Source organism: Dactylosporangium sp. NPDC050588 (genome assembly GCF_040654975.1).
Taxonomy (GTDB): Bacteria; Actinomycetota; Actinomycetes; order Mycobacteriales; family Micromonosporaceae; genus Dactylosporangium; species Dactylosporangium maewongense.
The window spans coordinates 16,667-41,520 of the sequence record NZ_JBFAJA010000039.1; the positions used below are offsets into that span (position 1 = coordinate 16,667).

Sequence of the window (24,854 nt, forward strand, 5' to 3'; positions counted from 1 at the left end):
AGCTGCCATTCTCGCGCAGATCCGCCGGTGTCCAGACTGGGGCTACCGCCGGCGAGCTGAGTCCGATTCGAGCATCAGGCCGGTGTGCGCCAGGAAGCCGTCGATGAGATCGGGCCGGTATTGAATCCGCTTGAGTCGGTGCTTGACTGTCGCCTGAAGGTGATCGACGCCTTGGACGGCGAGGTTGCCGATGCTGCGCTTGAGATGCGACCAAACCCCCTCGGTCGGGTTGAGGTCCGGTGCGTAGGCGGGCAGCCGGATGACGTGCAGCCAGTCCCGGGCGGCGATGAGCTGCCGCATCGCGGCGCTGACATGGGTGTTGAGGTTGTCCCAGCACAGCACGATCGGACCGCCGAGCTGCTGGTGCGCGGCGTCGAGCAGGCGGATGTAGTCGGTCTCGGAGAAGCTGCGCCGCTCGCCTTTGCGTCCACGGTGGACAATCGTGCGGTAGATGAACCGGGACCGCTGCCCGGGTTTGACACAGACGAGGCCGGCGATCGAGATCCGGCCGGATCCCTTGCCGGACACCGGAACCACGGGGGTGTGGCCGCGGCGGCCCCAGGTGCGGGCCTTCGGTGGGCGCAGCGTCTGACCCGCCTCGTCCTCGAAGACGAGCCACGCGTCGCGCTGCGCCGCTACCATTTTCCCGCCGGCCACACCTCCCGCCGCCAGGTCACGACCGCGTCCTCGTCCCGCTCGACCGGCCGGTGCTTCGGTACCTGCACGCTGAACCCCATACGGTGCAACAGGTACGCGGTGCCGCGCAGCGTGTACCGGGTGCGGAACATCCGCGCGATCAGGTCCGACACCCGCGACAGGGTCCACCGCTGATCAGCGCCGAACCCGTGCACCGCCGGACCCTCGTCCAAGGCGTCGGCGAGCCGCCGCAACCGCGGACCGTCCAGCCGGCACCGGTTGCCGCCAGGCCCTTTCGAGGCGAGCGCCGGCTCACCACCCCGCTGCCACTGTTGCCGCCAGCCGAACACCGCCGTCTGTGACACCCGCAACCGGCGCGCGACCTCCCGCACCGGTACACCCTCGGCGAACCAACCCGCCGCCTGCAACCGCACCTGCTCCCGCCTCGCCCGCTGCTGCGCGGACAGACCACCACCATCCGGGTATCTCATACCTCCGGCCTACAAAACCCATCGAACAATGTCACGTCGACACGCCGACAACGCATCGATCAACCCAGACTTTCAAGATCTGTATCGCGGTCAGACCCGGCTGCACAGCGAGTCGGACCTGCGGGTCTTCCTGCGCTGGTGCACCGATCACGACCTCGATCCGCTCGCCGCGGCCCGGGTCGACATCGAACGGTACGTCCGCTGGCTGCAGGAGGTCCGCCACTACCAGCCGTCCACGGTATCCCGCCGACTGTCGATCGTGACCGGCTTCTATCGGGTATGCGTGATCGACGGCATCCTGCCGCATTCGCCCGCCGACTACGTCCGCCGGCCGACCGTCCCGGCCGAGTCACCGACCCTGGGGCTCGGGCATCCGCAGTTCGAGACGCTGATCACCACCGCGAGACTGTCGGCCAACCCGAACGACTTCGCCTCGATCGCCTTGCCGGGCCTGCTCGGGCTACGGATCTTCGAAGCCTGCGGGTCGAACATCACCGACCTCGGCGAGGAGCACGGCCACCGCGTCCTGCGCGTGCGCGGCAAAGGCGGCAACGTCGTCCCGATCCCGCTGCCACCAGCGGTCGCCCGGGCGATCGAACGCGCCATCGGCGACCGGGTCGACGGACCGATCCTGCGGAACATGCTCGGCGGGCGGATGGATCGCCACGCCGCGCCCCTGCGGCTCAGGCACCTCGCCGCGGCCGCCAGCGTGCGGCTGCCCAGAATGCACCCGCACATGCTGCGACACACGTTCGTCACCACCATGCTCGACGCCGGCGTCAGCCTCCGCGACGTGCAGATCGCCGCCCGCCACGCCGACCCCCGCACGACGATGCGCTACCACCGGGCACGCAACAACCTCGACCGCCACCCCAACTACATCCTCGCCACCTACATGGCCTCCGGCACCTGACACCGCGGCTCGCGACCATGCCGAATAGGGGGCGTTGCGCAATGTTCTCGCGAGCATGCTGAAGGGGTGAGTATGAAGGGTGGTCTCGAACCCATCGCGGACGTGTCCGCGGGCGACTGGATCGCCGAGCGGCTGCGCGGACCGTATGGGACGGTCGGCTCGGTGGTGCCGCACGGCTTCGCGGCCTATGCCCGCGTCCTGCACCCGGTCGAGCTCTACGACGGCCGAACACCGCTGACGTGGGCGCAGGTCTGCCAGCTCACCGGACGCATCCCGCACGCCCTCATGCAATGGGCTGCCATCGCCACCCCTACCGCCGAGGCCGCAGTCGCGACAGCCCCGTCCGGCCTCTGGACCGACGGCGACGTGCAGGTGGGCAGACTCGCCCCGTCCGCGCTCAGTGCGCTGATCGACGTCCTGGCTCCCGTCAACGGCGGGCAAGACTGCTTCCACGCGCTGTGGGAAGGCTGGGGCTGGGTCGACGGTGCCGGAGTGAAGGTCCTCTCCAGCAGTGACGACGGCCATACCCAGCCAGCACCTGCACCGGAGCCTGGAGTGTCCGGTGAGGTGTGGGCGATGCCGCGTCTGCGCCTGCCCCACCGCAACTACCTGCTCTTCCGCGGACCGCTGCAGGCGGCACTGGACATGGGCTGGCATGGGTCTCCCAGCGGGTTCGAGCCGCAATCACCCAGTCTGCTTTGGCCAGCTAACCACTCTTGGTGCGTCAGCACAGAGATCGACTTCGATTCCACCCTCGTCGGCGGATCCGCGGACCTCATCAGTGCCATGCTCACCGCACCCGGCCTGGACGCATGGCCTGTCGAGCCCGGCGACGACCTCACTGCCCTCGCCGACCTGCCCAACTCCTTGCCCTGAACCGAAAGCAACGTCCGCACATGCCGCCGTCAGTGCGTAGCTTGTGGTACATCGCCACGAGGAGTGCCATCGTGGAGAGTGGCTGGTGCGCGGTCGATCAAGGGTCCCGCCGCGGCGGCGCCGCCAACACCGTCAACAGGGCGTGGTCAACGACGCTCGGCCCAGGGTCCGGAGGGCGCCGGTGCAGTTCGGTGGCGGGCGCTCTGGGCCGGGTGCGGCGGAGACTGCCGGTCACCGGCCCGGGGATCGCAGACGCCCGGCGCGGGTCTTCGCGAGGTTGCGGACCCGCTTCGTGCGGCCGGCCTCGCCCAGCACCGCCAGTACCGCGGCTGAGTCGGCCTCCTCGACCACTTTGCGCTGGAGCCAGTTTGACGCGGCCGCCAACGCCTCGCGATCCACCGGCTCGCCGGACTGCAGCGCCTTGAACAAGGCCCACTCCTGCACCCGCCGCGCGATGAACCCGTCGGCGCCCACCGCGTCCACCACCGGCTCCGCCCACGCGGCGAACGACGCCGCCGAAGCCAGCCCTTCGGCCCGGGCGTCCACAAGAGACATCAGCACCGACTCCGCCATGAGCCGGTCAGGATCGGCGAGCAGAGCTGCGAGCAGCGCCGGGTCGTCATCGGGCCCGCTCTCCCGCACGGCGGCGCTGAGCTGGTGGAATCGGGCGCGCCTGTCGGTCGGATCGTCGTTGGAGGTCATCCGGCGAGGGTACCGGCGCGTGAACACTGCCCCGCCCCCGCTTCCGGGGCCGGGTGCAGCGCGGTCGCCCGCGCCGCAGCGGCGCACTGCGGCACCCGGCGTGCGAATCCAGACCTGACCCCGCTCGCGGGTCACGCGCCGCGCAGCCAAGCCCCTCCGCCACCCCGTCTTCCACAGGACGGCCGGCATGCCCCGAGCACCAACACCATGATCGGATGCGCGGACATGCCGCAATCCGCTCGAGTGGTGGTCCGTGCCTACGGCCGACAGGCGTTGCCAAGGAGAAGGAAGCTGATTGGCACGGACGGACTCTGCTGTCATGATCATGCGACCGTAGGGCGGTCGCTCGGACGCCGCCATGATCGAGGTGGTGCAGTGGGACTCTTCAAGCGGCGACCGCCGACTCCCGTCAATCGGCTCATGGCCGCCGCCGGGCTGCCCACCGCCGGCGGTGAGATCCCCGTGCGGGATGTCGTCATGGAGGTGGTACGTCGCAGGAGCGGGCGGGTCGCGGCGACCCTTGCCGTGGTCGAGGACTTGCTCGTTGAGCAGGGCGACGCGTCGCGTGTCGCGCTGGATTTCCTGGAGGATCTTCAGAACGCGGCGTCGCACGGAACGGAGGGCCTGCTCACCACCGAGGAGCTGTTGCCGTTGCGAGGACCTCGGACGGTGGAGGGCTGGGAATCGGTGGACCGGTTCTGGGCCGCTGTCGTTGCCTGGTGCGACGAGAAAGGGGTGGAACTGGAGTCGAGTGCATCGCTCCGCGCTGTCGAGCATCCGGGACTGCGATCGATCATGTGGCCGTCGTGTCGGAGCCTGGCCGACGGGCGACGGGTGGGCCTCAGCGACGTGCTGCAGTACGAGAAGGCGACTGGCGCGCAGATGGCCACCTTCGGGCACCACCCGAGGGAATGACGGGGGCGCCCGGCAGTCGTCAGGATCACTCGATCAGATGCACCCTCATGCCGCCGAGGGTGAGCGCGGGTTCGACCGCGTCCGTTACGCCGCGTGATGAGGTCACGCGGCGTCCGGCGCGCTGAACTGCCGATGCGTTGGCCCATTGAGCAGCGCGCAGCACGCCCCAAAGCTGGGCCGGTGTCTGAAGTCGATCATGTCCGGCCGGAGCGGATCGCCGCGAAGCTGGCAGTGGCGCGTGCCTTGCAGTGGGGGGAGCGCCCAGGCCCGTGGCGCGGCAACGCCGCCGAGGAGGCCGAGGCCCGGCTGGCCCGGGACGTGCCGCCGCCGTTTCAAGCCGTGCTCCGGTTCGTGCTGCGGGCGACCCCGGACAATGTCGACGTGGAGAACTGGCGCTGGGGTCAGATACCGCCCGGGTTCGTCGGGCACGTCCACGACCGGATCACCGGCATGGTCAGCCCCGGGTCGGTGACGACCGCACTCGGCGCGATCGACGAGACGGTGACCGGCGAGGGGTGCACGATCCACCCGCGGGCCGCCGTCCAGGGCATCGCCGATGAGCTGCGCCGCGACCGGACCGAGCTTTTCACGACCCGCGTCAGCCAGGCTCCGGGGCGCTGAGTGGGCTTCTACGGAACCTATGTGCTGGCCCGGTCGGCGACGCTGCTGCCGCACGTGCCCGGCATGCGGTCGGCGTTCGGCAGCCGGTGCATGCTTATCGACCGGTACCAGGATGGGTGGCAGCTGGCCGGCCTCATGACGCCGATGCACCACGAGTGGCCGGCCATCCACGGCGGGCCCGTGCCGCTGGCGGTCGCCACCGGCGCGCCGGTGCTGGCTGTGGAGATCAAGGAGAGCTACTGCCTGCAGTACGGTGGCGCGACCCCTGACGGCCGGCTGTGGCTGGCGCACTTCGCCGACGCCGAGGACAACGACAAGGGCTGCATCTTCGATCACCACGACGACTCCACGGTGCCGCTGCCCGCCGGCGTCGACGTGCCGGCGAACGACCTGGCCGGCCTGGCGGACCGCCTGGCCGGCTGGGCCGCCGATGCCGGCCTCGACACCAGCGCGCCACGGATCGCCGAGGCGATCGGCACCCAAACCGACGAGTCGGTCGTGGACGCACTGGTGCCGGCACTCGGACTCGTGCCGATGGACACGGTGTACCCGGCCGTCGAGCTCAACGACCTCGACTGGTCGGAGTGCTGGCGGCGCGCCGACAACGCCAGCGTACGGGTGATCCAGGAATGGAACCTCCGCAGGTCCGGCGACCTCGAGCCGCTGGACGGCCGCCCACCGGCGGGCGCCGACGAGTTCATCCGGTTCCTGGACCTGGTCGCCGACTCCATGTTCGGTGGCGGTCTCACCCGCGCGGAGCTGCGCGCCGAGGCGGCCCGGCTGCTGAAGACGTACCCGCAACCGTAGCCACAATCGAAGCGGCGGCGTCGAAACACTGGCGTCGTGGCGCCCGACGAGCCGAGCGCTTGATCAGCTGCGCGCTCATGCCGCGTATCGCGCGCGCACGAGTCAAGGACCTCGATCATGCAGCGCCACGTGCACGGATCGGTTGGGTTTATCGGACGTTGACGACTCGGTCGGGCTTGCGGCGTAGCAGGCGACGCGGGGTGAGTCCGGTTTTGCCGAGGATGTGGCCGGTGTCATCCAGGCGCCATGTTGTGGCCACGACGCGGTCGTGGCGCAGCCATTCCTCGCGGATGACGGGCCGGTGCAGCTGGCGTAGCAGCCAGTCAGCAGTCCACGTCGCGTACTGTTTCGGGGTGGCGTGCACGCCTACGACGGTGAGATCCTCCGGGTCGTTGCCGTCATGGTCATCCATGAGGTAGTCGTCACCCCAGACGCCGTGCAGAGCGGAGCCGAACGAGCCGCTGGTCCAGTAGGCGACTTGGAGCGTGCTCCGGGGAATCGTAACGCGTGGTACCTCCACGTCGATGTACAGCGGTGTGAGCCACCGCTGTGATGACGTGTCTTGCGGCGAAAGCTCCTCGATGCGCCAACTGGCGGCCTGCAGGCGGAGCTGGTCCAGGAACGCCTTCTCTTGATCGTTGCGGCCAGTCTCGTTCGGAAACCAAACCGGCTGCAGCATGTCAGCCACCGCCAGATCATGACCCGTGGCCGTGGTGCGGGTCCAGGCGGTTTCAAGCCTTGGTCATGAGGTCCGCTGCAACTGCATGAGCCCAAGATCAGCTTACTGATCTGTCGCCGATGGTGCGCGATGGGCGGCCCGAGCTCGTCACCGGCCGTGACCAGTTCCTGGGAGGCCGAGGCTTCCTGTCCTGCCGAATACAGTGCACCTGATCTTGCGCGTGGCTGCCGCTTGCTGCTCGCGCGCGTGCGTTGTGAAAGTCCATCCGGCTGGAGCCCACGGGCCTGGGCTGGACGGCTATTCGGCGCGGATCGCCTCGGCGAGCTGGTCGAACGTGCGCTCCAGGACCGCTGGCCGCTGCGTATTTGCTCGGGGGTCGGCTCCAGCCCGAGTGCCCGGCCGATTTGACTCAATGGTCGGCGGCTCCCGCGCGGACGACGCCGGATTCGTACGCGTACACCACGGCCTGGACCCGGTCGCGCAGGTTGAGCTTGGCCAGCACGCGACTGACATGGGTCTTCACGGTGCCCTCGGACAGGTGGAGCCGGTCGGCGATCTCGGCGTTGGACAGGCCTCGGGCGATGTGCGTGAGCACCTCGCGTTCCCGCTCGGTCAGCACACCGGGGTCGGTGACGGCGGCCCGCGGTGCTCCCGCCGGTACGTATCGTTCGAGCAGCCGGCGGGTCGCGCTGGGCGCCACTACCGCGTCGCCGGCGGCCACGACGCGGATCGCGGAGAGCAGGTCGGCGGCGAGGGTGTCCTTGAGGAGGAAGCCGCCGGCGCCGGCCCGCAGCGCGGCGTAGACGTACTCGTCGAGGTCGAAGGTGGTCAGGATCAGGACCCGGGTCGGGCCCGCCCCGCCGGCCCGGATCAGGCGGGTGGCCTCGACCCCGTCGACGGATGGCATCCGGACGTCCATCAGCACGACGTCCGGCCGCAGCTCGAGCGCCATGGCGGCGGCCTGCTCCCCGTCGGCGGCCTCGCCGACCACCGCCATGTCGGGCGCCTGCGTCAGGATCAGCCGGAATCCGGTACGGACCAGTGCCTGGTCGTCGGCGAGCAGCACTCGGATCATGCTTGCCTGTTTCCGATCGGCAGGTTGGCCCGCACCTGGAACCCGCCGTCAGGCCGGGGGCCGGCGGTGAACCGTCCCCCCAAGAGGCGGACCCGTTCCCGCATGCCGGACAGGCCGTTGCCGTCGGCCACCACCGCGCCACCTCCTTTGCCGCCGCCATCGGCCCCGCCTCCGACGGCACCGTTGCGGATCTCGATGTCGAGCTCGGTCTCCCGGTAGCACAGGACGACGTCGGCGGACGAACCCGCGCCGGCGTGCTTCATCACGTTGGTCAGCGCTTCCTGCACGACGCGGTACGCCGACAGGTCCAGCGGCGCGGGCAGCGGCGCGGCCACGCCATCGATGCGCAGCCGTACCCCGGTGCCGGCGCGGCGTACCTGGTCGACCAGGGTGGGCAGCTGCGCCAGTCCGGGTGGCGGGTGCCACGCGTCCTCGCCCTCGCCCAGTGCGTCGAGGACCCGGCGCATGTCGGTGAGGGACGCGCGGCCGGTGCGCACGATCGCATCGAGCGCGGCCCGGGTCTCGGCCGGCTGGTCGTCCAGGGCCGCCGCGCCGCCCTGCGCCTGGATCACGATGAGGGACAGGCCGTGCGCGACGACGTCGTGCAGCTCCCGGCTGATCCGGTCGCGCTCGGCGGCCATGGCGAGGGCGGCCCGCTGGTCCTGTTCGCGCTGCAGGTCCCGTGCCCGGGCGGCGAGCTGGTCGAGGTAGGCGCGGCGGCTGCGGCTGCCGGAGCCGATCGCCCACGCCGCGACCAGCGCGCCGCCCAGCACGGCCGGGCCACTCCACCGGGCCGCCCCACCGGCGTTGTCGCCGGTGATCAACTCGGTCCGTTCGAACGCCGGGCCCGCGCCCTGTTCGACGTTGTTGACCTGGAAGGCCATCAATGGAATGCCTGGTGCCGACCGTCCGCGCAGGGCGAAGTACCCGTTCCAGCAGAGCAGGACCAGCAGGACGCCGGCGAGCGTGGCCAGGGACGTCGCCGGCGATCGGCGGGCGGCGACCGTGTACACGAGGATCAGCACGGCGGCGTCGGACCCGCCGATGAGCGAGCCCTGCGCCACGTGCGCCGCGACGCATACCGTACTGACCACCAGCATCGCGAGCGGCCAGCGGTTGCGCAGCCCCACCGCGATCACGGCGACGCCGGTCGCGATCCACCAGAGCACCACGGCGCGCTGGTACGGGGGGCCCAGCAGCGCGACCGCGGCGAGCAGGCCGGCCGCGAACGAGGCGTCGCGTAGCGCCGCCCGACCGGCAAACCGGCGTGCCGCGGTGAGGACCTGTCCTGCCACCGGGCAAGCCTACGGTCCGCCGCCGGGCCGGCGCGTCTGTCGTACGACGGACCCGGGCATGGCGCACATCCCTCGCGCGGCAGAACGCGATGACGACTCCGGCCGGATGCGGGTAGCGCGCCCGGGACCGGAGGCTGCTGGCATGACCACACTGCGACCCTCTCGACGCTCCGTGCTGGGCCTGCTCGGAGCAGTGCCGCTGGCCACCGGCGGGCTGCTGGCGGTGCCCGCCTCCGCCCACGCCGGTGCCGAGTCCGACCACCGCGGGTCCGATCCCGTCCCGGCGGACCTGCGGCCCGGCGGAGCGCTGGATCAGCTCATCGCCCAGTCCGCCGCCACCGACCGGTACTCCGGCACGTTGCTGTTGCTGCACAACGGTCGCCCGGTGCTGTCGCGCACGTACGGCATGGCCGACAAGGAGCGGTCCATCCCCAACCGGCCGGACACCATCTTCACGCTCGGCTCGATCACCAAGATCTTCACCGGTATCGCGATCGGCCAGCTCGTACAGCAGGGCAAGGTCGCCTACCACGAGAAGCTGAGCGCCTACCTGACCGGCTTCCCTGCGGCAATCGGCGACACGGTGACCGTGCATCAACTGCTGACGCACACCTCGGGCATGGCAGACGTGGCACGCGACAGCGGCGACGTACTCAGGTCCTGGACCAGCGAGGCAGAGGTGACCCGCGAGCTGCTGAAGCTCGTCCAGGCGGCACCGTTGCTGTTCCCGCCCGGCACCGGCTACACATACAGCAACAACGGCTACATCACCCTGGCCTACATCGTCGCCGCCGTCTCCGGCCAGAGCTTCTACGACTACGTCCGCCAGCACATCTTCCGGCCGGCCGGGATGATCAGCTCCGACTTCTACAACCGCGATCAGTGGGACACCAACCGCCGCATCGCCCACCCGTACGCCCCGCCGCCATCCGGCGGCGCGCGCGTCGACAACCACCTGCTCGACACGTACATCGGCCACGGGGCCAGCGGCGCCTTCTCCACAACCGCCGACCTGACCGCGTTCGTCACCGCGCTGACCGGCGGCAAGTTGCTCGACACCGCGCACACCTGGCTGGCGACCGCCCCCAAGTTCCCGGCGCCGCCGCTGCCGCCCAAGCCCGGCCTACCCGCGCAGTCCCTGTTCGAGTGCTACGGCCTCAGCGCGGTTCTGGTCAACGACCACTGGGGCCTCGGCCACAAGGGCGGCACCACCACGGGCATCTCGACCGCCCTGGAGTGGTACCCCGCCAGCGGGTACGTCTACGTGAACCTCTGCAACTACGAGGCCGGCAGCACCACACCCATCGACACCCAGGCTCGACTGCTGATCACCGGGGCCGGAGAACACCGGCCCCATCCCTGTCACTAGGTGACTTCTCTAGCCTGGCCAGCAAGAGTTGTGGCCCCGGCGCAGAACCGGGGCCACAGCGGAAGTTCTATGCCAGCCGACGAGCACCCCGTTGGCCCGCAGACGGAGGGCCTCCGGCCCGGAGCAACACACACATCTGCCGCCGTTGGTGTGCGACGCAGGCCAGAGCTCGTCACCGGCGGTGAGCAGCCTGACCAGGTCAAAGCTTCCGATCGCGCCGAGAGGTGATGGCCGATGTGGTTGCGGGTGGGGATGCTCATGCGTCAGTATCGGTGCATGACCTACGGGAAGGGCGCTGTGCGCCGCGCAGCGTGAGCCGCCTGGTGCCGGCGGCGTCGCTGGGCAGTTGGGCGTGGCTGGAAGCGGGTGTCGTCTCGGGCGATCTGCTGGTCCCGGGTGATCATGCACGGTCATGGCTCTTCGACACGATCAAGGCCGAGCGGGACGGGCTGGCGACGCATCGGCTGGTGGCCGTGGCGAGCGATGATCGTGTCCCGGTGCGCCGGGCGGTGTTCACGTTGCTGGACGAGCTGTGTTCCTTGTATCCGGGCGGCTGGCCTGCGGTGGCGGACGGCGCCGAGGCGGCGTTGCGCGACGCCGATCTGCAAGTGCGGTGTGCCGCGGCGGCGTTGCTGGTGCGCACCGGCGAGCCTGATCGAGTGGTGGCGGTGCTGGCCGCCTCGTGCGATCCGGTCGTCCGGATCGCTCTCATGCAGGCCATGTCCCGGCGCGACGTTGCGGGGTATCACGCGGTCGCGGGCTGTCGGGCGACCCTGTATCGGCTGCGGTCTGACTCCGAGCCGGCCGTGCGGCTGCTCGCCGGTGTCGCGGCGTACCGCAGCGACGACCCGGCGGCCTGGCCGGCGCTGGACGCCGCGATCCGGGCCGATGTGGAAGCCGCCGCAGATGCGTTGGCAGAGCCCGGGTTGTCGTGTCCGCAGACGCCGGGCGAGGTGTGGGCCCGGGCGCTGACCGGCCTGGACCGGGAGCAGGACTGCTGTGCCTGGGCACACCGGCTGACGGAACCGTGCGAACGTCCGCAGCTCAGGCTCGACGGCATACGGATGGCGGTTGCGGCGATGCGGACGTGGCGCGCCGCGCCGGTCCGGTTGACGCCGATGCTGACCGGCATCGTTGAGGAACACCCGTCCGAGGGACGGTCGGCGGCCCTGCGCGCGCTGGCGTCATCGCTGACCGCGTCCCGGCTCGGCGCCGACAGCCTCGCGGCGGTGCTTGACGATCCCGAGGTCGGCGCGGCGGCCGCCACCGCCCTGGGCTGCGTCGGCGACCACCGCGCGGTGCCGCACCTGGTACGGCTGATGCTTGCCGGCAGTGCCGAGCCTCGGCTGGCGGAGGCGTTCCGGGCAGTTGCCCGGGCCGGCGCCGACTCGCAGGCACCGGTTGCCGCCGGCCGCCGGATGCTGGCCGCAGTTCCGGACTCGTGCGCGCCCGAGCTGCCGATGCGGGTGCTGGCCGCGTTCGGGCCGAGCGCGGCCGCGGCCGTGCCGGAACTCATCGCCAGGCTAGAAGGGGCCGAGAACGACACACCGGACTGGGCGTTCCACGTCCTGGGCACGATCGGTCCCGCCGCCGCGGCCGCGGTCCCGCACCTGCGGCAGTACCCGACGCAAGGCGCCACGTCCGCCCTGCTCAAGATCACGTCGGATCGTGCCGTGGCCGAACGGTACCTCGCGGGACACCCGGAACAACTCCGCCGTGACCGCCTCGCAGCGCAGCTGCTGACCTGGCTCGCCGAGCACGGCGGGCTCACCGCCCGCCAGCACCGGCAACTGCGAAGCCTGTTCAAGACTCCCGGATGCGCGCAGGTGGAATCGGCCGCTGCGCTGTGGCTGCAGGAAGGTCCCGCGGCCACCGACGAACTGCTCGCGGTCCTGCCGCAGTACCTGCCCGACGACGTGCACGGGCCCAAGGCACTCCTGGTGTTCACCGCGATGGGATCGCACGCGCGGCCGGTCCTGGACCGGCTGGATCGGTTCATCACCTCGCCGCGCCGAGCTGGGCCCAATATCAGTGACGATGACACCGAGATGCGCACGGACGAGAGGCTCCTCGCCGCGACCATCACCGCCCGTGAACGCATCGCCGGATGAATCCCCCCACGACGAGGATCCCCTCACCACCCAGGCATACACATCCGCACTGAGCGCCTCGATCACGTTTCCGCACATGCCGCATAGTGCTCGTCACTCGCTGTCAAGCCGATCAGTCGGGCCGGCTTCCGCTCGTGCCGATGACAGTCCACGTGATTATGACGGGAGCGTCGTATATCGGGACGTGTCGATCAGCGGCCGTTGACATGCGAGGGGTGCGGGTCGACCGTTGGGTGCGATTGCTGCGGGTTGCTTGCTCAGTGAGGTGGCTGGTCGGCGAGTCGGTGGAGGACGAAGATGCCGCCGTGGAGGGGTTGGTCTCGGCGCTGGTCGTCGGTCTGGAGGTACTCGTCGATGATCCCGCAGATACGGCGGTCGATTGCTGCGATGTCGTCCGCGGACAGGTGCAGCGCGAACCGGGCGTGGGTCCGTACGGAGTCTGGGCCGGCCTTGCTGAGTTCCTCGTGGAATGCCTCGATCGGCGCGAGCGGCTGCTCGGGCCTCGGGTTGGACAGCCACCAGGACAGGCCGGTCGACCGGTAGGGCTTTTCCAGTGCGCCGCTTTCACCGGTTCGTACGGCTCCCTGCTCCAGCAGTCCGGCGTCGGTCAACTGGCGGACGTGGTAGAGCACGGTTCCGGGATCGCGGTTGAGTCGTTCGGCGAGCTGCTTGTTGGTCAGCTCTTGGTGCAGGCACAGCCGTAGGATGCGCAGCCGTAGCGGATGTGCCATGGCTTTGGCCTCACGGACCGTCGCCTCGCGACGTGCCTCGCGGGCGCGGGGAGGCTGCTGCGGAGGCTGTCGTTCCGCGGTCCGGTCCGCCATGGCAGGAGAGTACCCCACCGATCCATGCGGACAATCGATGGAGTTTTCTCCACCGATGTGGGATTCTCCATTGGTGGTGAGCGACGCGGCCCGTGCTCTCCCGCACCGTGGATGGCCTCTCGGACCGGACTACTGGCGGCTCGTGTTCTCGTCCGGGCTGTCCAACCTCAGCGATGGAGCCTTCAAGGTCGCGCTCCCCTTGGTGGCCATCGAGTTCACCCGGTCTCCCATACTGATCGCGGGCCTGACGATCGCCGTGACGCTGCCGTGGCTGCTGTTCGCGTTACCGGCTGGCGCGTTCGCCGACCGGCTCGACCGCCGCCATGCGATGGTCGGTGCCAACGTGGTACGCGCCGGTCTGCTGGCCGTCCTCATGGCCGGAGCCACGCTCGGCGCTGAGAGCATCTGGCTGCTGTACGCGGTCGCTGTGTGCATCGGCGTCGCCGAGACAATCTACGACACGTCGGCTCAGTCGATCCTGCCGCAGGTCGTAGCGCGTGACCAGTTGCCGCGAGCCAACGGACGCCTGTACGCGGTTGAGTTGACGGCCAACGAGTTCGTCGGTCCAGCCCTGGCCGGCGTCGTGGTCGCCGCAGGCGCGACCGTAGCGTTCGGGACACCAGCAGCACTGTGGGCCGGGGCCGTGGCGGCACTGCTCCTGATGCGCGGCTCCTACCGCGCGGAACGGAACCGGCGAACCACCTTGCGTGCCGACATCGCAGAAGGGCTGCGCTTCCTGTGGCAGCACCGGTTGCTGCGGACGTTGGCCGTCATGGTCGGTGTTTCCAACTTCACCGGCAACGCCGTGATGGCCATTCTCGTCCTCTACGCGGTCGGACCCGAGTCCGACATGAAGCTGTCCACGCAAGCCTTCGGTCTACTGATGGCCATCTTCGCGGCCGGCAGCCTGGCCGGCTCCTTCGTGGCCGAGTGGATCCACCGCACGCTCGGCAGGGCCCGCTCACTCAGCCTGACCATCGTGACTCGCGCCCTGCCGTTCGCCGTTCTCGCCGTCACCGCGAACCTGTATCTCGTCGGTGCGACGTTCTTCCTCGGCGGCGCCACGAACATCGTCTGGAACATCATCACGGTGTCCCTCCGGCAACACATCACACCCGACCGCTTGCTCGGGCGCGTCACCAGCGGCTACCGCCTCGTTGCCTGGGGCAGCATGCCACTGGGCGCGGCCACCGGCGGCCTGCTCGCCTACCCCCTAGGCTTGCGACCCGTCTTCGCCATCATGGCGGTCCTAACAATGGCGCTACTGGCCGGCATGACGATCGTCACCGACAACCGCATGAACGCAGCCGACCGCGACGCCGACCTTCCCGAACCAGACCACCCGGGCCAGACCTGAAGCCCAGACTTCAAACCAGCACACGATCAACGCGACAGCCCCTCCATCCAACGCCACCAGCACGGCGATCTCACGCCGCTGCAACCGGCCGGACCATCCGGATGTCTGCCGCCGTCCGTGTGGTGACTCGCTGATGGACTATCACGCTTCGTAACGGTAGCGACTGGGCGGATCGGTGGGTTGGGTACGTACCACGTGCCGAACTGGCGGCGCGGTTCAGGTCGAGCGGTCCACGCGAGGTATGACGGCGTCGATGGGTTGAGTCGGGCTGTTCTGAGTCTCGTACCAGTCGGCGACGTTGAAGACGCAATGACAGCTGCTGCAGATCGCATCGCCGAATAAGTACGTCAATCCGTCCGCCAGGATCGGGTTGCGGCAGGCGATGGCGGTGTCGTACATCCATCGACGGAATTCGTGCAGGCTCGCAGGTGGCGCCGGCCGCAATGGCTGACGCAGGAGGTCGCCCTCTCCGTCGTCGCGGATCGCGACGTAGTGGCCGTAGCCGCCAATTACGATCATGAGCGGCGTCGCGCACTGCGGGCAATGAATCTTGTAGTGCTCGTCGGTGTAATCAAGGCTGATCGTCGCCCAGAATGTGTAGCCAGCGAACGCGCATGTGGCCTGGAACGCTCGCAGCAGTTGACCGCCGAACATGCTCGGCAGTCGGCACGCGGCCAACTGGTGCAGGGCGGCGAGGGCTGCCGGGTCCGCCCGCACGAGATCGTCGTCCCGGTGGTGCCGGTGGAGCGTCATCACGATCATTGCAGCGAGATCGATCGCGTGTGTGCGGTGTTCCGCTGCGCCAGACTGCGCCAACGCGCTCAGCCGCGGCAGGGCGGCGAAGCCGGCCGAGTACCAGCACTCCGCCTCGACGATGAGCAGCTTGTCGAGTCGCTCCCACACCTCGGTGCTCGGCACCCGCTCCGCCCGATCCAGCAACTCCGCGACCTCGACACCCGGGTCCAGCAGCTCCGGCCAATCGATCACGGCTACAAGTACTGTAAACACGACACGAGATGAGTGAGCCGCCACGTTTGACCTCGTGTAGTGGCAGCGCACAGGCGTGCGCTCGTGCCGCGATCGGCGCGGCAGCCCGGGCCACATCGCTACCCAAGCCGAACCTGACAACGTTCCGCCCAAGGCGAGCAGCCACTACAAGATTCCGTGCACTGTCATGCCGCCGGTCGCGCGCCGTTGCCGACACGAAGGTCGTCACGCTTCGTGGCCGCGGAGTCGGCATCGGACCGCGGCCACCATGCTCGCTCGTGCCGATGAGCGCGCACCCGATCATGCGAGACGGCTGGGGTGTCAGCTCTCGCTCCTTGCCTGGCACCATGCCTGCTCGAACTGATCCGGGGTAACCTGCCACCCCGCCAGCTCTGGATCGTAGAGATCGATGGGTGGGTTGAGCGGCCAGTCGTCGGGTCCGGTCTTGATCGCTGTCGCGTCGCGGTACATCTCGACCTGGCGTAGGCGCCGCCCGTCCGGTCCGAGCTCCACGAAGCAGGCGGACAGCTCTGTGCCGTCGCCTTCTTCCGGGGGGCGCCGCAGATACACGATCCCTTGTCCGGCGAGGGCACCAAACCCGTGCTGGCTCCGCTGGGCGTCACGCTGTTCTCGCAGGTCGTCCAGGCCGGGCGGCATGGCAGCAGCATCGATGTCCACATCCACCTCGGTCAGGTCCTCGTTGGCGAACCGCGCCACGATCTGCGGATCCTCAACCACCTCCACCTCGGCGAACGTCTCCACGATCTGCCGTACAGAACGGGCGTGGATCCACCACCACAACCCACCCATGCCGTAGTCATGTACAACAAGAAACCGCCGCTTGGGCTCATCACTCACAGTCGAAATCATGCCGTGTGACCGTCGAGGTCGAGCATCCGGCGGTTCAAAGGCGCTCCCATGCTCGGACAGGCGACATCACCACACGTGTACGGCCATGATCACATGCGCGGATCTGCCGCTGGTCTGGCGCTGCGGCTCGACGGTGACCGTCACGCTGCGTACGCCGTCCCGGCGGCAGGCTCTGCGGGGCATGCGCGCGCTCGTGCCGAATACAGTGCATCTGATCTTGCCCTCCCGGCGCGTGGATGGCGGCGGCCCGCACGTCCGGTTGACCGACCCGACCCTCTCGGAGATCAGGGAGCGCGTCGACGCCGGCGACGGAGCAGGTTCACCGCGATGATCGTCGATCCAGCGATCAGCCCGCAGATGACGGCGATGCGCTGACCAATGACGTTCCACCGGCGGGGCGAGGTAGGTTCATCCGTGATCTGGAAGTAGCCGGTTTCCGCCACCCCGTTGCACAGCACGGTGTACCGCCCTGGGGCGGAGGCGGTAAAGCTGGCGGACCATTCCAGGAAGCTGGTGTCGTAGTCAAGCCGCAGGTTCGCGCGGGGTGGCGGATTCAGCGGCAGCGGTACGCCGGCGCTGGTGGTGACCGTGCAGTGCGGCACTATCGTGCGTCTCGTGTCGGCCCAGCCTGGCACGAAGATCGCGTACCGCCCGACGCGGTTGAGGGTGACCTCCTGCGGTGCGTGGGGCGGCAGGGTGGCGACGACATGGGGGTGTTGAAGGTGAGGTGTGGACCTTGAGTCGGCACTACCAGCACATGATCGGTCGCCCGCCGACTACCTGCGCCTCGTCCGGAACCCCGCCACAGCAACAGAAATGTTGCGCGACTTGGCCGGAAGTCAGTACGGAACAGCACGTCGCGACTGCTGCCGGTGGCCGTCCGTCGCAGGTTGCTTCGTCGGGCCGGATATTCTGTGTTGATGGGGCAGGATTTGGGTCAGTCCGTTGCGCTATGCGACGCACTAGGGGAAATCTTCTGCCTTACGTTCGCCCGCGGAGTTGGCGCGAGCGAGGCGCTGCGACGGTTCGGCGCCTATCCGGACACGTTCGCTGACCTGAGCCGGGAGCAGATGCACGAACGGCAGACTTCCTTCGATCTCGGGTACCCCCGCATAGCTGGCGCCGTCGTGTTCGGTGACTGGACGGTGGTTTTGGAACCGACCGGTTTCCAAGGCGTGGGGCCGGTGCTGGCGGAGGTGTCCCGAGGCACAGCAGCCGTCGGCGTCCTGCGGCACGAGTATGCCGAATCGCGGTTCGTGTACGCCGTCGACGGCACCGAGATGACCGCGTTTCTTCCTGGATGGATGGACCGTGTGTGGGGCGCGGACCCGCAACTCCTGTGCGGCGAACTCCACGCGGTCGGCCTGGACCCGGTCGCTGCGGACAACGACGGCTGGGGGCCTCGGGACGCTGTTGCGCGGGCGGTCCTGCTGGCGGCCTCGATCACCGGTGTCATGCCGTCGGTGCAGAAGATGTCGGGTCCGATGCTGTCGGCACAGTTCGATCCGTGGTTCACCAGCGCACGGCCGCATGGCGGTGGCGTACTGGCCGCGGATTCGACCGTGCCCCGTCCGGAGCGGGAAGCCCTCATCGCAGCCGTCGACGGCGCCTCCCCGGCGGCGAAACGCGCTACGGCGGTCGCCGAGATCCGACGCATCGCTGGCATCCTCGGTGTTGCCGACACACCCGGCCTCGCCGAGGCGCTCGCCGACGCTGAAGCTGAAAGGTTCCCCGGGGTGCCGGTCACGGCACCGCTGGGCCGCGCGGTCCGCGGCTGGTTGCGAGCGGCCGCTACAGCCGGCGAATCGCTCAACGGGCCGGCACGCCACCGGATGAGCGACGCCGACCGTCGGCACGGCTACCGGCTCGGCTGGTTCGCGTTTGCATTGCGCGCGACGCTGTATCCGGACGAAGATCTCGCCGTGCGTGCAGCGCTCTACTCTCTCGGCAACGGGTCCGGGCCTTTGGCCGACCCAGCCGCACACGCGGCGGCGATCGGCCGACTTCGACCCTGACCGCCGGATCCGCATGACCGAAACAGTCACGTCCGAAGGTGGAGATCGCGTCGCCATCAATGATGCTCATGACGTCCGTGCAGGATGATCGGGCACCGTTGACAACGCTGACGCGCGCCTCCATGCCGATGTGCGAGTGTCAGCATCGACCGTTGACGGTGTCCCGACGGTTGTCCGCCGTGGGAGCGCAGTGGTTCGCCGGCGATGGCGACACTCCGTGCCTGGATCTGGCCTACCCGATGCGCGGACGGGCGCGCACTCGTGCCGAATTGAGGGCGCTGCCGACGCTCCTCTGGTAGATACAGGCAAGGCAGGCACGGAACCACCGAACGACACCGCTGGTATCCGCTTTTGCCGCCGATCGTGCGCGGCAGGTGGTCGTGGGATTGTCGTGGCTGATGGCCGCTGCGGTCGTGGCCCGTATGGCAGAGTCGGGTGATGAACGATGGCGGAAGCGCGATCTGGGACGCGCATGCGGCCACCTTTGATGAGCAACCGGATCACGGTCTTCGCGATCCTGCCGTCCGTACTGCCTGGGCTTCGCTGTTGAACTCGGTCCTTCCCGTCCCGTCCGCATCGGTGGTGGACATCGGCTGCGGCACGGGCAGTCTGGCGGTGCTGCTGGCCGAGACCGGCCACCGCGTTCACGGCCTCGACGCATCCTCGGCAATGCTCGACGTCGCGCGACGCAAAGCCGCGGAGCGAGGTGTGGCCCTGAGCCTGGTTCGCGGCGACGCAAGTTGGCCGCCGTTCGCAGCCGGTTCGTTCGACGTGGTACTCGTGCGGCATGTGCTCTGGGCGATGACCGAGCCGCAGGCGACGGTTGTCCGATGGATCGATCTGCTCCGCCCGGACGGCAGGCTTGTCATGATCGAAGGGCACTGGGCAACCGGCGCCGGCCTGACCGCAGCACAGTGCACCTCGCTCATGCAACGCCATGACCGTCAGGTCGAACTGCTCCCGCTGAATGCGGCCGGCCTCTGGGGCAAGGACATCACCGACGAGCGGTACCTGCTGTTGAGCCGACCCCGATGACGCTGGCTGAGCCGCCCGCGGCATCCGCTCATGCCGCCGAGGGAGTACATCGCTGGCCGGCTGGCGTGACTCTCCGTATGTGGTGCGCAGAACCGATGAACGACCTGGCATTCACTGAACTGCCATGAGCGCACGGGTGACCTTCGCTGACAGCAGCTGGTGAGAGCGTACGACGAGAGGGAAGCAGTCCGGCCGACTGTGTGCACGTCGTACCGCGAAGGCAGAATGCCGGCGTGGACAGGGATCGGTTCTGGGAGGCCGTCGAGGCTGCGCGTGCGCGGGTGGACGATGTCGACGGGGTGCCGGATGCGCTCGTAGCGTTGCTACGGGACCGGCCGCTCGCCGAGTTGGTGGCTTTCCGTGAGGTCCGTGGCCTTCGGATCGAGTTCGACGAAGGGACGATCTGTTTGCATCCGGAGGTCGATGAGGTGGCCCGACCGGGGATCGCGCTTCTGGGGCGGTTTCACGGACGGGCGTTGGATGTGCTGGCGTCCCGGTGAAGAACCTTTCGAAGACCTGGCATGACTCGGCCCCAATGCCGCCTGACTCGCCCGTGAGCGGGATCCTGCTGGCGCGGGCAATGGCGTCGGCGGCGTATGGATACCGCCAGGCGGCCGTGCGGAAGCGCTTCGATCTGAGCCGTTGGACGGATCTTGACGCCGTCAGCCGGGCACCGGCGTCAGCACGGCTGTGTTGCCGGCGAAGCAGACAATGAGCAACCCCTGGGGGTCGATGGCGACGGCGGTGACGGTCTGCGGGAAGTTCATGGCCGGGCCGATCTGCTCGCAGGTGGCGAGGTCCCAGACCTGCACCGCTTGCCGGGCGGCCGTGACCGCGACGGCTCGGTCGTCGATGCTGGTCGCGGCGAGCGCGGTGACGTAGCCGGCGGTGAGGCTGCGGGTGACGTCCTGACCTCCGAGATCCCAGCACCTGACGGTAGTGTGCTGCTCGCTGCTGGTGATCGCGAAGGACCGGCCACCGGCGGCCGCCGTGGCGACGTGGAGGATCGGCTTGCCGCCGGCCCCGCTGGCGACAGGGGCGATTTCCCGGTTGGTGGCGAGGGGACGCAGGCTGAGCGTGCCGTTGCGGTTGCCGATGACGGCGGTCGGCCGGCCGTCAACACCCGTCGTGGCGACGGCCCGGACCCATCGCCGATCCTTGACGCGCGGCGGGCCGATCTCCGTACCGTCGGTGAGGTTCCAGACCCGCACGGACTTGTCGTGGCTCGCGGTGACCACGACCGGTGCTCCGTCCACGGCGGCGACAGCGATCCCCGAGACCGGGCCGGTATGGCCGGCCAACGGTGCGCCGAGCGGTGCGCCCAGCGCCAGGTCCCAGGTCCGGATCGTGTGGTCGGCACCGGCCGTCACCGCCACGGCACGGCCGTCGAGGTCAGCGGTCGCGAGCACGTCCACCGGGTCGTCGCCGGTGTCGATCGCGCCGGCTGGCGCACCGCTCGCGGTGTCCCAGAGCTGGATGCCGTCGTCGCCGTTGCCGGTGACCACCACGTGCCGGCCGTCGACGATCGCGGTGGTGACCGCACGCACCGGGCGTCGAGCGGCGGGCGTGGGTGTCTCGACGTATTGGGCGAGGTCCCACATCCGCAGCGTGCCATCGTCGCTGCCGCTGACCGCCACCGACCGGCCGTCGATGGTCGTGGTGGCCACCGAGAGGATCCAGCCGGTGTGGCCGGCCAACAGGGCACCGAGTGGCTCCCGCGTGGCCAGGTCCCACATCCGCAGCAGGTCGTCCTGACCACCGGCGATCAACACCGGCCGACCGCCGACGGTCGTGGTGGCCAGTGTGCTCACGACGCCTTCGTGGCCGGTCATCGGTTCGCCGATCTGACACCGATTGATGAGGTCCCACGTCCGCACCGTTTCGTCACTGCTGCCGGTGACCGCGACCGGCCGACCGTCGACAGCGGTGATCGCCACCGGAAACACGATGCCGGTGTTCCCGGTCAACGGGTCACCGATCTGTTGCCCGTCGGCCAGGTCCCAGATCCGCACGGTGCGGTCCGCGCCGCCAGTGACCGCGACAGGCCGGTCGTCGACCACCGCGACCGCCAGACTGGGGAGGCCGTCGGCGTGGCCGGTCATCGACTCGCCGACCTGGCGTCGCTCGACGAGGTCCCAGACCCGGACCGTCCGGTCGAATCCGGTGGTGACGGCCACCGGTCGACCGTCGATCATCGTGGTGGCCAACCCTGTCACGCCGCCCAGGTGGCCGGTCAGCGGATCACCGACCTGCTCGCCGCTGAACAGGTCCCAGATGCGCACCGTCCCGTCCCAGCTACCGGTGACCGCCACCGGACGTCCTTCGACGGTCGTGACATCCACTGCCGCCACCACGTCGCCGTGTCCGGTCAGCGGATCGCCGATCTGCTTGCCGCCGAGCAGGTCCCAGATGCGCACCGTCCGGTCCGCGCTGCCGGAGATCGCCACCGGCCGGTCCTCGAGCGTCGCGGTCGCCACCACCCAGGTCGGAGCCTGGTGCCGGTGGTGGACAGGCGCACCCGCCGGTACGCCGAGTTCCATGTGCCGGGTGGGCTCGTTCGTCCACCGCACCCGCCAAGCGGTGGTATCGGCGAACGCCGTCTGGGCTGCGATCACGGCAGCATGCTAGGAAGCGCCCGCAAGTGGCGAACCTGCCGGCTGGCGCCCCTGATCCACGCTGGGCGCTCACCCGTCGCTCTCGAACAAGGAACCAGCATGCCTGTCTGGTGCGCACATCTGCCGCAGTTGGTGCGCGGGGACCGACCTGCAGATTGTCACGCTCCGTGGCAACGGCTCGGCGTCGTCGGCGGGCACTCGTGCCGATGAGCGGACGTTTCTCTTGGCCGGGTGAGGACCGCCGGTTAGGACAAGACGCTGGAGGGAGGTCGGAAAGCATGCTGTTCGACGGTCCTCTTCCTGGGCTTGAGGGGTCGTTCGCGACCGCCGCCCGCGTCCTGGCCGCCTACGACCTCCTGCAACCGACTGACCGTGGCCGGTCCCGGTGGTCCCGGGCACGACGACGTCAGCGAGACTGGGAGCAATGCCCCTCTAACGACCTGGAGCTTTCCTATGCCGCACGGGATCGTCCGCTGGTTCGACGCCGAACGGGGGTTCGGCTTCCTCGCGCCTGACGACGGATCACCAGACGTGTTCGTGCACGCCTCCGAGATCGTCGGGGACGGCGGCTCGAAGGTGCTCCGTGAGGGCCAGGCCGTCGAGTTTGAGGCCGGCAAGAACGACCGCGGTCCCCAGGCGCTGCGCGTGCGCGGCACCGCCGAGCAGGCCGCTGGCGGTGCCGTGGGCCTGCTCGGCACGGTCAACTGGTACGAGCCGACCAAGGGGTACGGGTTCGCATCGCCAGACGGCGGCGGCCCCGACATCTTCGTGCACAGCTCGGCCATCGTGACCGGCGGCGTGGTCAGCGACGGGCAGCGGGTGGCCTTCGTCGTCGTCGAGGGCGAGCGCGGCCCGCAGGCCGCGCACGTGATCCCGCTCGGTCCTGGGGCCGGCCTGTCCGCCACGGCAGGCGGTGCCGACGGGGCGGACGGAACCGTCTCCTGGTACGACGAGGACAAGGGCTTCGGCTTCATCGCCCCGGACTCCGGCGCCGGGGACGTCTTCGTCCACGCCCGGTCCCTGGCCGAGGGCCTCACCTGGCTGACAGAGGGTGACCGCGTGGCGTACGAGGTGGTCAGCAGCGACAAGGGCCCGCAGGCCCGCGACGTGCAGCTGGTCCGAGGGGCCGAGCCCGCGCCGCCACCGCGACGCCCGGCACCGGCCGGGCCGCCACCCGCCAGGAGTAAGCCGCCGTCACGGGACGTGCCCGCACGCGCGGGCCACGGCGTCGTCGCACGTTACGACGGCGACCGCGGGTTCGGGTTCATCACACCGGACGCCGGAGGCGACGACCTGTTCGTCCACGTATCCGTGGTCGCCGGGTCGGAACCGCTGCAGCAGGGCGACCAGGTCCGGTACACGGTGCGTCAGAGCGACCGGGGCCTGCAGGCCGACCGCGTGGAGCGCCTCTGACACCTCTGAACACATGCTCATCTGCCGCGGCGTGAGTGCTGGCGTTCATCACCGCTGGTGACGCACCGTGATACATGGCTGAATTTCGTGTTCCCAGCGCCCGTCTCGAGCCGTCGGGTGAGCTTGTCCTGCGAGCCGCGGTAGCGGCCTATCTCGGTCGCTACCGCGGCCTGACCCGTCAGCACAGCGAGTCCGACCTGCACGTCTTCCTACGCTGGTGCACCGATCACGAGCTCGACCCGCTCACAGCGGTCCGAGTCGACATAGAGCGGTACGTGCGCTGGCTGCAGGACGTCCGTCACTACCAGCCGTCCACCGTCTCACGACGGCTGTCGATCGTGGTCGGGTTCTACCGAGTCTGCGTCATCGACCGCATCCTGCCGCACTCACCCGCCGACTACGTCCGCCGTCCCACCGTCCCAGCCGAGTCTCCGACCCTCGGCCTCGGCCACCTGCAGTTCGAAGCGCTGATCACCACCGCCCGGCTGTCGAACAACCCGAACGACTTCGCTCTCGTCGCCCTTCTCGGCCTGCTCGGACTGCGGATCTTCGAAGCGTGCGGGTCGAACATCACCGACCTCGGCGAAGAGCACGGCCACCGCGTCCTGCGCGTGCGGGGCAAAGGCGGCAAGGTCGTTCTGATCCCGTTGCCGCCAGCAGTAGCCAGGGCGATCGAACGTGCCGCCGACGACCGCACCGACGGTCCGATCCTGCGCAACTCCCTCGGCGGACGAATGGACCGCCACGCCGCCTCCCGCCGGCTGCGACATCTGGCCTTCGCGGCTGGCGTGCGGATGCCTCGGATGCATCCCCACATGCTGCGTCATACGTTCGTCACGACCATGCTGGATGCCGGCGTCAGCCTCCGCGACGTGCAGATCGCCGCCCGCCACGCCGACCCGCGAACGACGATGCGCTACGACCGGGCCCGCAACAACCTCGACCGGCATCCCAACTACATCCTCGCGGCCTTCATGGCCTCCGGAACCTGACCTTGGATCGCGACCATGCCGATGTGTGCGCATGCGATCTTGGCTTGGTCCCGGGCGTGGTGGCCGTTCGGGCGTTGCGCTAGCCTGTACGAATCGGTTCTTATCGACCAGCATCTCAGGCCGCCACCGGGGTCTGCCCTGCCGGCGTCCAGCTCGTGCCGACCGCGGCGTCGGAACGCAACCCGGTCTGATCCAGCCACAGGATCACCGCCTTCTCCTGTCTGGCCCGCGTGGCAACGGCCCAGAGGTGACCTCC

At 69.3% G+C, this 24,854-nt stretch carries 23 protein-coding genes and 3 pseudogenes; 15 read left to right on the forward strand and 11 right to left on the reverse strand.

What is annotated here, in order from left to right:
* Window positions 1-42: 42 nt before the first annotated feature.
* Both AB0I21_RS26460 and AB0I21_RS26465 read right to left on the reverse strand, forming a co-directional pair.
* Complete coding sequence (locus tag AB0I21_RS26460; protein ID WP_360565045.1) at window positions 43-657, reverse strand: transposase; 615 nt, start codon at window positions 655-657, stop codon at window positions 43-45.
* Window positions 636-1,127, reverse strand: a complete 492-nt coding sequence (locus tag AB0I21_RS26465; protein WP_360565046.1) for a winged helix-turn-helix domain-containing protein — start codon at window positions 1,125-1,127, stop codon at window positions 636-638. The genes AB0I21_RS26460 and AB0I21_RS26465 overlap by 22 nt, the downstream gene beginning before the upstream one ends.
* A 28-nt stretch (window positions 1,128-1,155) precedes the next feature.
* On the opposite strand from AB0I21_RS26465, the gene AB0I21_RS26470 reads away from it, so the two are divergent.
* Both AB0I21_RS26470 and AB0I21_RS26475 read left to right on the forward strand, forming a co-directional pair.
* On the forward strand, window positions 1,156-2,040 hold the full coding sequence (locus AB0I21_RS26470; protein ID WP_360565048.1) for a tyrosine-type recombinase/integrase: 885 nt from the start codon (window positions 1,156-1,158) through the stop codon (window positions 2,038-2,040).
* A 72-nt stretch (window positions 2,041-2,112) separates the two neighbouring features.
* The gene (locus AB0I21_RS26475; RefSeq protein WP_360565050.1) at window positions 2,113-2,916 is read left to right on the forward strand and encodes a hypothetical protein; all 804 of its coding nucleotides are present in this window, start codon (window positions 2,113-2,115) and stop codon (window positions 2,914-2,916) included.
* A 231-nt stretch (window positions 2,917-3,147) separates the two neighbouring features.
* Here AB0I21_RS26475 and AB0I21_RS26480 read toward each other — a convergent pair whose 3' ends face one another.
* Window positions 3,148-3,618 (reverse strand): hypothetical protein, encoded by a 471-nt coding sequence (locus tag AB0I21_RS26480; protein ID WP_360565052.1) that lies wholly within the window; start codon window positions 3,616-3,618, stop codon window positions 3,148-3,150.
* 375 nt (window positions 3,619-3,993) lie between these two features.
* On the opposite strand from AB0I21_RS26480, the gene AB0I21_RS26485 reads away from it, so the two are divergent.
* The 3 genes from AB0I21_RS26485 to AB0I21_RS26495 all read left to right on the forward strand — a co-directional run bounded on the left by AB0I21_RS26485 (window position 3,994) and on the right by AB0I21_RS26495 (window position 5,961).
* On the forward strand, window positions 3,994-4,533 hold the full coding sequence (locus AB0I21_RS26485) for a hypothetical protein (protein ID WP_360565053.1): 540 nt from the start codon (window positions 3,994-3,996) through the stop codon (window positions 4,531-4,533).
* A gap of 180 nt (window positions 4,534-4,713) precedes the next feature.
* Window positions 4,714-5,154 carry a hypothetical protein gene (locus tag AB0I21_RS26490; protein ID WP_360565055.1) on the forward strand — a complete coding sequence of 147 codons (441 nt, stop codon included), beginning with the start codon at window positions 4,714-4,716 and terminating at the stop codon, window positions 5,152-5,154.
* Entirely contained in the window at window positions 5,155-5,961 is an 807-nt protein-coding gene (locus AB0I21_RS26495; RefSeq protein ID WP_360565057.1) for a hypothetical protein, read from the forward strand.
* Between the two features lie 148 nt (window positions 5,962-6,109).
* Here the strand turns inward: AB0I21_RS26495 and AB0I21_RS26500 are convergent, their stop codons facing one another.
* From AB0I21_RS26500 to AB0I21_RS26510, 3 genes are all read right to left on the reverse strand, one after another.
* Entirely contained in the window at window positions 6,110-6,649 is a 540-nt protein-coding gene (locus AB0I21_RS26500; protein WP_360565058.1) for a hypothetical protein, read from the reverse strand.
* 400 nt (window positions 6,650-7,049) lie between these two features.
* Window positions 7,050-7,715, reverse strand: a complete 666-nt coding sequence (locus AB0I21_RS26505; protein ID WP_360565060.1) for a response regulator transcription factor — start codon at window positions 7,713-7,715, stop codon at window positions 7,050-7,052.
* Window positions 7,712-9,010, reverse strand: coding sequence for a histidine kinase (locus AB0I21_RS26510; protein WP_360565062.1), 1,299 nt, complete (start codon window positions 9,008-9,010; stop codon window positions 7,712-7,714). The genes AB0I21_RS26505 and AB0I21_RS26510 overlap by 4 nt, the downstream gene beginning before the upstream one ends.
* 142 nt (window positions 9,011-9,152) lie before the next feature.
* On the opposite strand from AB0I21_RS26510, the gene AB0I21_RS26515 reads away from it, so the two are divergent.
* The gene (locus AB0I21_RS26515) at window positions 9,153-10,379 is read left to right on the forward strand and encodes a serine hydrolase domain-containing protein (protein ID WP_360565064.1); all 1,227 of its coding nucleotides are present in this window, start codon (window positions 9,153-9,155) and stop codon (window positions 10,377-10,379) included.
* A gap of 311 nt (window positions 10,380-10,690) precedes the next feature.
* Complete coding sequence (locus tag AB0I21_RS26520; RefSeq protein ID WP_360565066.1) at window positions 10,691-12,490, forward strand: hypothetical protein; 1,800 nt, start codon at window positions 10,691-10,693, stop codon at window positions 12,488-12,490.
* Between the two features lie 257 nt (window positions 12,491-12,747).
* Here the strand turns inward: AB0I21_RS26520 and AB0I21_RS26525 are convergent, their stop codons facing one another.
* On the reverse strand, window positions 12,748-13,314 hold the full coding sequence (locus AB0I21_RS26525; RefSeq protein ID WP_360565067.1) for a winged helix-turn-helix domain-containing protein: 567 nt from the start codon (window positions 13,312-13,314) through the stop codon (window positions 12,748-12,750).
* A 37-nt stretch (window positions 13,315-13,351) separates the two neighbouring features.
* Here AB0I21_RS26525 and AB0I21_RS26530 point away from each other — a divergent pair, with 37 nt between their 5' ends.
* On the forward strand, window positions 13,352-14,671 hold the full coding sequence (locus tag AB0I21_RS26530; protein WP_360565069.1) for an MFS transporter: 1,320 nt from the start codon (window positions 13,352-13,354) through the stop codon (window positions 14,669-14,671).
* Window positions 14,672-14,887: 216 nt separating this feature from the next.
* On the opposite strand, the gene AB0I21_RS26535 is transcribed toward AB0I21_RS26530, so the two are convergent.
* The 3 genes from AB0I21_RS26535 to AB0I21_RS26545 all read right to left on the reverse strand — a co-directional run bounded on the left by AB0I21_RS26535 (window position 14,888) and on the right by AB0I21_RS26545 (window position 17,163).
* Complete coding sequence (locus AB0I21_RS26535; RefSeq protein WP_360565071.1) at window positions 14,888-15,658, reverse strand: hypothetical protein; 771 nt, start codon at window positions 15,656-15,658, stop codon at window positions 14,888-14,890.
* Between the two features lie 321 nt (window positions 15,659-15,979).
* Window positions 15,980-16,516 carry a hypothetical protein gene (locus AB0I21_RS26540; protein WP_360565073.1) on the reverse strand — a complete coding sequence of 179 codons (537 nt, stop codon included), beginning with the start codon at window positions 16,514-16,516 and terminating at the stop codon, window positions 15,980-15,982.
* Between the two features lie 296 nt (window positions 16,517-16,812).
* Entirely contained in the window at window positions 16,813-17,163 is a 351-nt protein-coding gene (locus tag AB0I21_RS26545) for a hypothetical protein (RefSeq protein WP_360565074.1), read from the reverse strand.
* Between the two features lie 285 nt (window positions 17,164-17,448).
* Here AB0I21_RS26545 and AB0I21_RS26550 point away from each other — a divergent pair, with 285 nt between their 5' ends.
* From AB0I21_RS26550 to AB0I21_RS26560, 3 genes are all read left to right on the forward strand, one after another.
* Window positions 17,449-18,543 (forward strand): DUF6461 domain-containing protein, encoded by a 1,095-nt coding sequence (locus tag AB0I21_RS26550; RefSeq protein WP_360565076.1) that lies wholly within the window; start codon window positions 17,449-17,451, stop codon window positions 18,541-18,543.
* Window positions 18,544-18,981: 438 nt separating this feature from the next.
* Window positions 18,982-19,578: a class I SAM-dependent methyltransferase gene (locus tag AB0I21_RS26555; RefSeq protein ID WP_360565078.1), complete on the forward strand. Its 597-nt coding sequence runs from the start codon at window positions 18,982-18,984 to the stop codon at window positions 19,576-19,578.
* A gap of 233 nt (window positions 19,579-19,811) precedes the next feature.
* The gene (locus AB0I21_RS26560) at window positions 19,812-20,078 is read left to right on the forward strand and encodes a hypothetical protein (RefSeq protein ID WP_360565080.1); all 267 of its coding nucleotides are present in this window, start codon (window positions 19,812-19,814) and stop codon (window positions 20,076-20,078) included.
* A gap of 162 nt (window positions 20,079-20,240) precedes the next feature.
* On the opposite strand, the gene AB0I21_RS26565 is transcribed toward AB0I21_RS26560, so the two are convergent.
* Entirely contained in the window at window positions 20,241-22,193 is a 1,953-nt protein-coding gene (locus AB0I21_RS26565; RefSeq protein ID WP_360565082.1) for a WD40 repeat domain-containing protein, read from the reverse strand.
* A 453-nt stretch (window positions 22,194-22,646) separates the two neighbouring features.
* Here AB0I21_RS26565 and AB0I21_RS26570 point away from each other — a divergent pair.
* The 4 genes and pseudogenes from AB0I21_RS26570 to AB0I21_RS26585 all read left to right on the forward strand — a co-directional run.
* Window positions 22,647-22,844, forward strand: a pseudogene (locus AB0I21_RS26570) (cold shock domain-containing protein); the annotation flags it as partial.
* Between the two features lie 36 nt (window positions 22,845-22,880).
* Window positions 22,881-23,072, forward strand: a pseudogene (locus tag AB0I21_RS26575) (cold shock domain-containing protein); the annotation flags it as partial.
* Window positions 23,073-23,132: 60 nt separating this feature from the next.
* Window positions 23,133-23,606: pseudogene (locus tag AB0I21_RS26580) on the forward strand (cold shock domain-containing protein); the annotation flags it as partial.
* A 338-nt stretch (window positions 23,607-23,944) separates the two neighbouring features.
* Window positions 23,945-24,598, forward strand: coding sequence for a tyrosine-type recombinase/integrase (locus tag AB0I21_RS26585; protein ID WP_360565084.1), 654 nt, complete (start codon window positions 23,945-23,947; stop codon window positions 24,596-24,598).
* Window positions 24,599-24,854: the final 256 nt, after the last annotated feature.

Bases quoted from the DNA above. Each gene is read 5' to 3' on its own strand.
- AB0I21_RS26505 (WP_360565060.1), bottom strand. From the start codon at position 7,715: ATGATCCGAGTGCTGCTCGCCGACGACCAGGCACTGGTCCGTACCGGA.
- AB0I21_RS26470 (WP_360565048.1), top strand. From the start codon at position 1,156: ATGTCACGTCGACACGCCGACAACGCATCGATCAACCCAGACTTTCAA.
- AB0I21_RS26480 (WP_360565052.1), bottom strand. From the start codon at position 3,618: ATGACCTCCAACGACGATCCGACCGACAGGCGCGCCCGATTCCACCAG.
- AB0I21_RS26550 (WP_360565076.1), top strand. From the start codon at position 17,449: ATGGGGCAGGATTTGGGTCAGTCCGTTGCGCTATGCGACGCACTAGGG.
- AB0I21_RS26525 (WP_360565067.1), bottom strand. From the start codon at position 13,314: ATGGCGGACCGGACCGCGGAACGACAGCCTCCGCAGCAGCCTCCCCGC.
- AB0I21_RS26465 (WP_360565046.1), bottom strand. From the start codon at position 1,127: ATGAGATACCCGGATGGTGGTGGTCTGTCCGCGCAGCAGCGGGCGAGG.
- AB0I21_RS26555 (WP_360565078.1), top strand. From the start codon at position 18,982: ATGAACGATGGCGGAAGCGCGATCTGGGACGCGCATGCGGCCACCTTT.
- AB0I21_RS26515 (WP_360565064.1), top strand. From the start codon at position 9,153: ATGACCACACTGCGACCCTCTCGACGCTCCGTGCTGGGCCTGCTCGGA.
- AB0I21_RS26530 (WP_360565069.1), top strand. From the start codon at position 13,352: ATGGAGTTTTCTCCACCGATGTGGGATTCTCCATTGGTGGTGAGCGAC.
- AB0I21_RS26475 (WP_360565050.1), top strand. From the start codon at position 2,113: ATGAAGGGTGGTCTCGAACCCATCGCGGACGTGTCCGCGGGCGACTGG.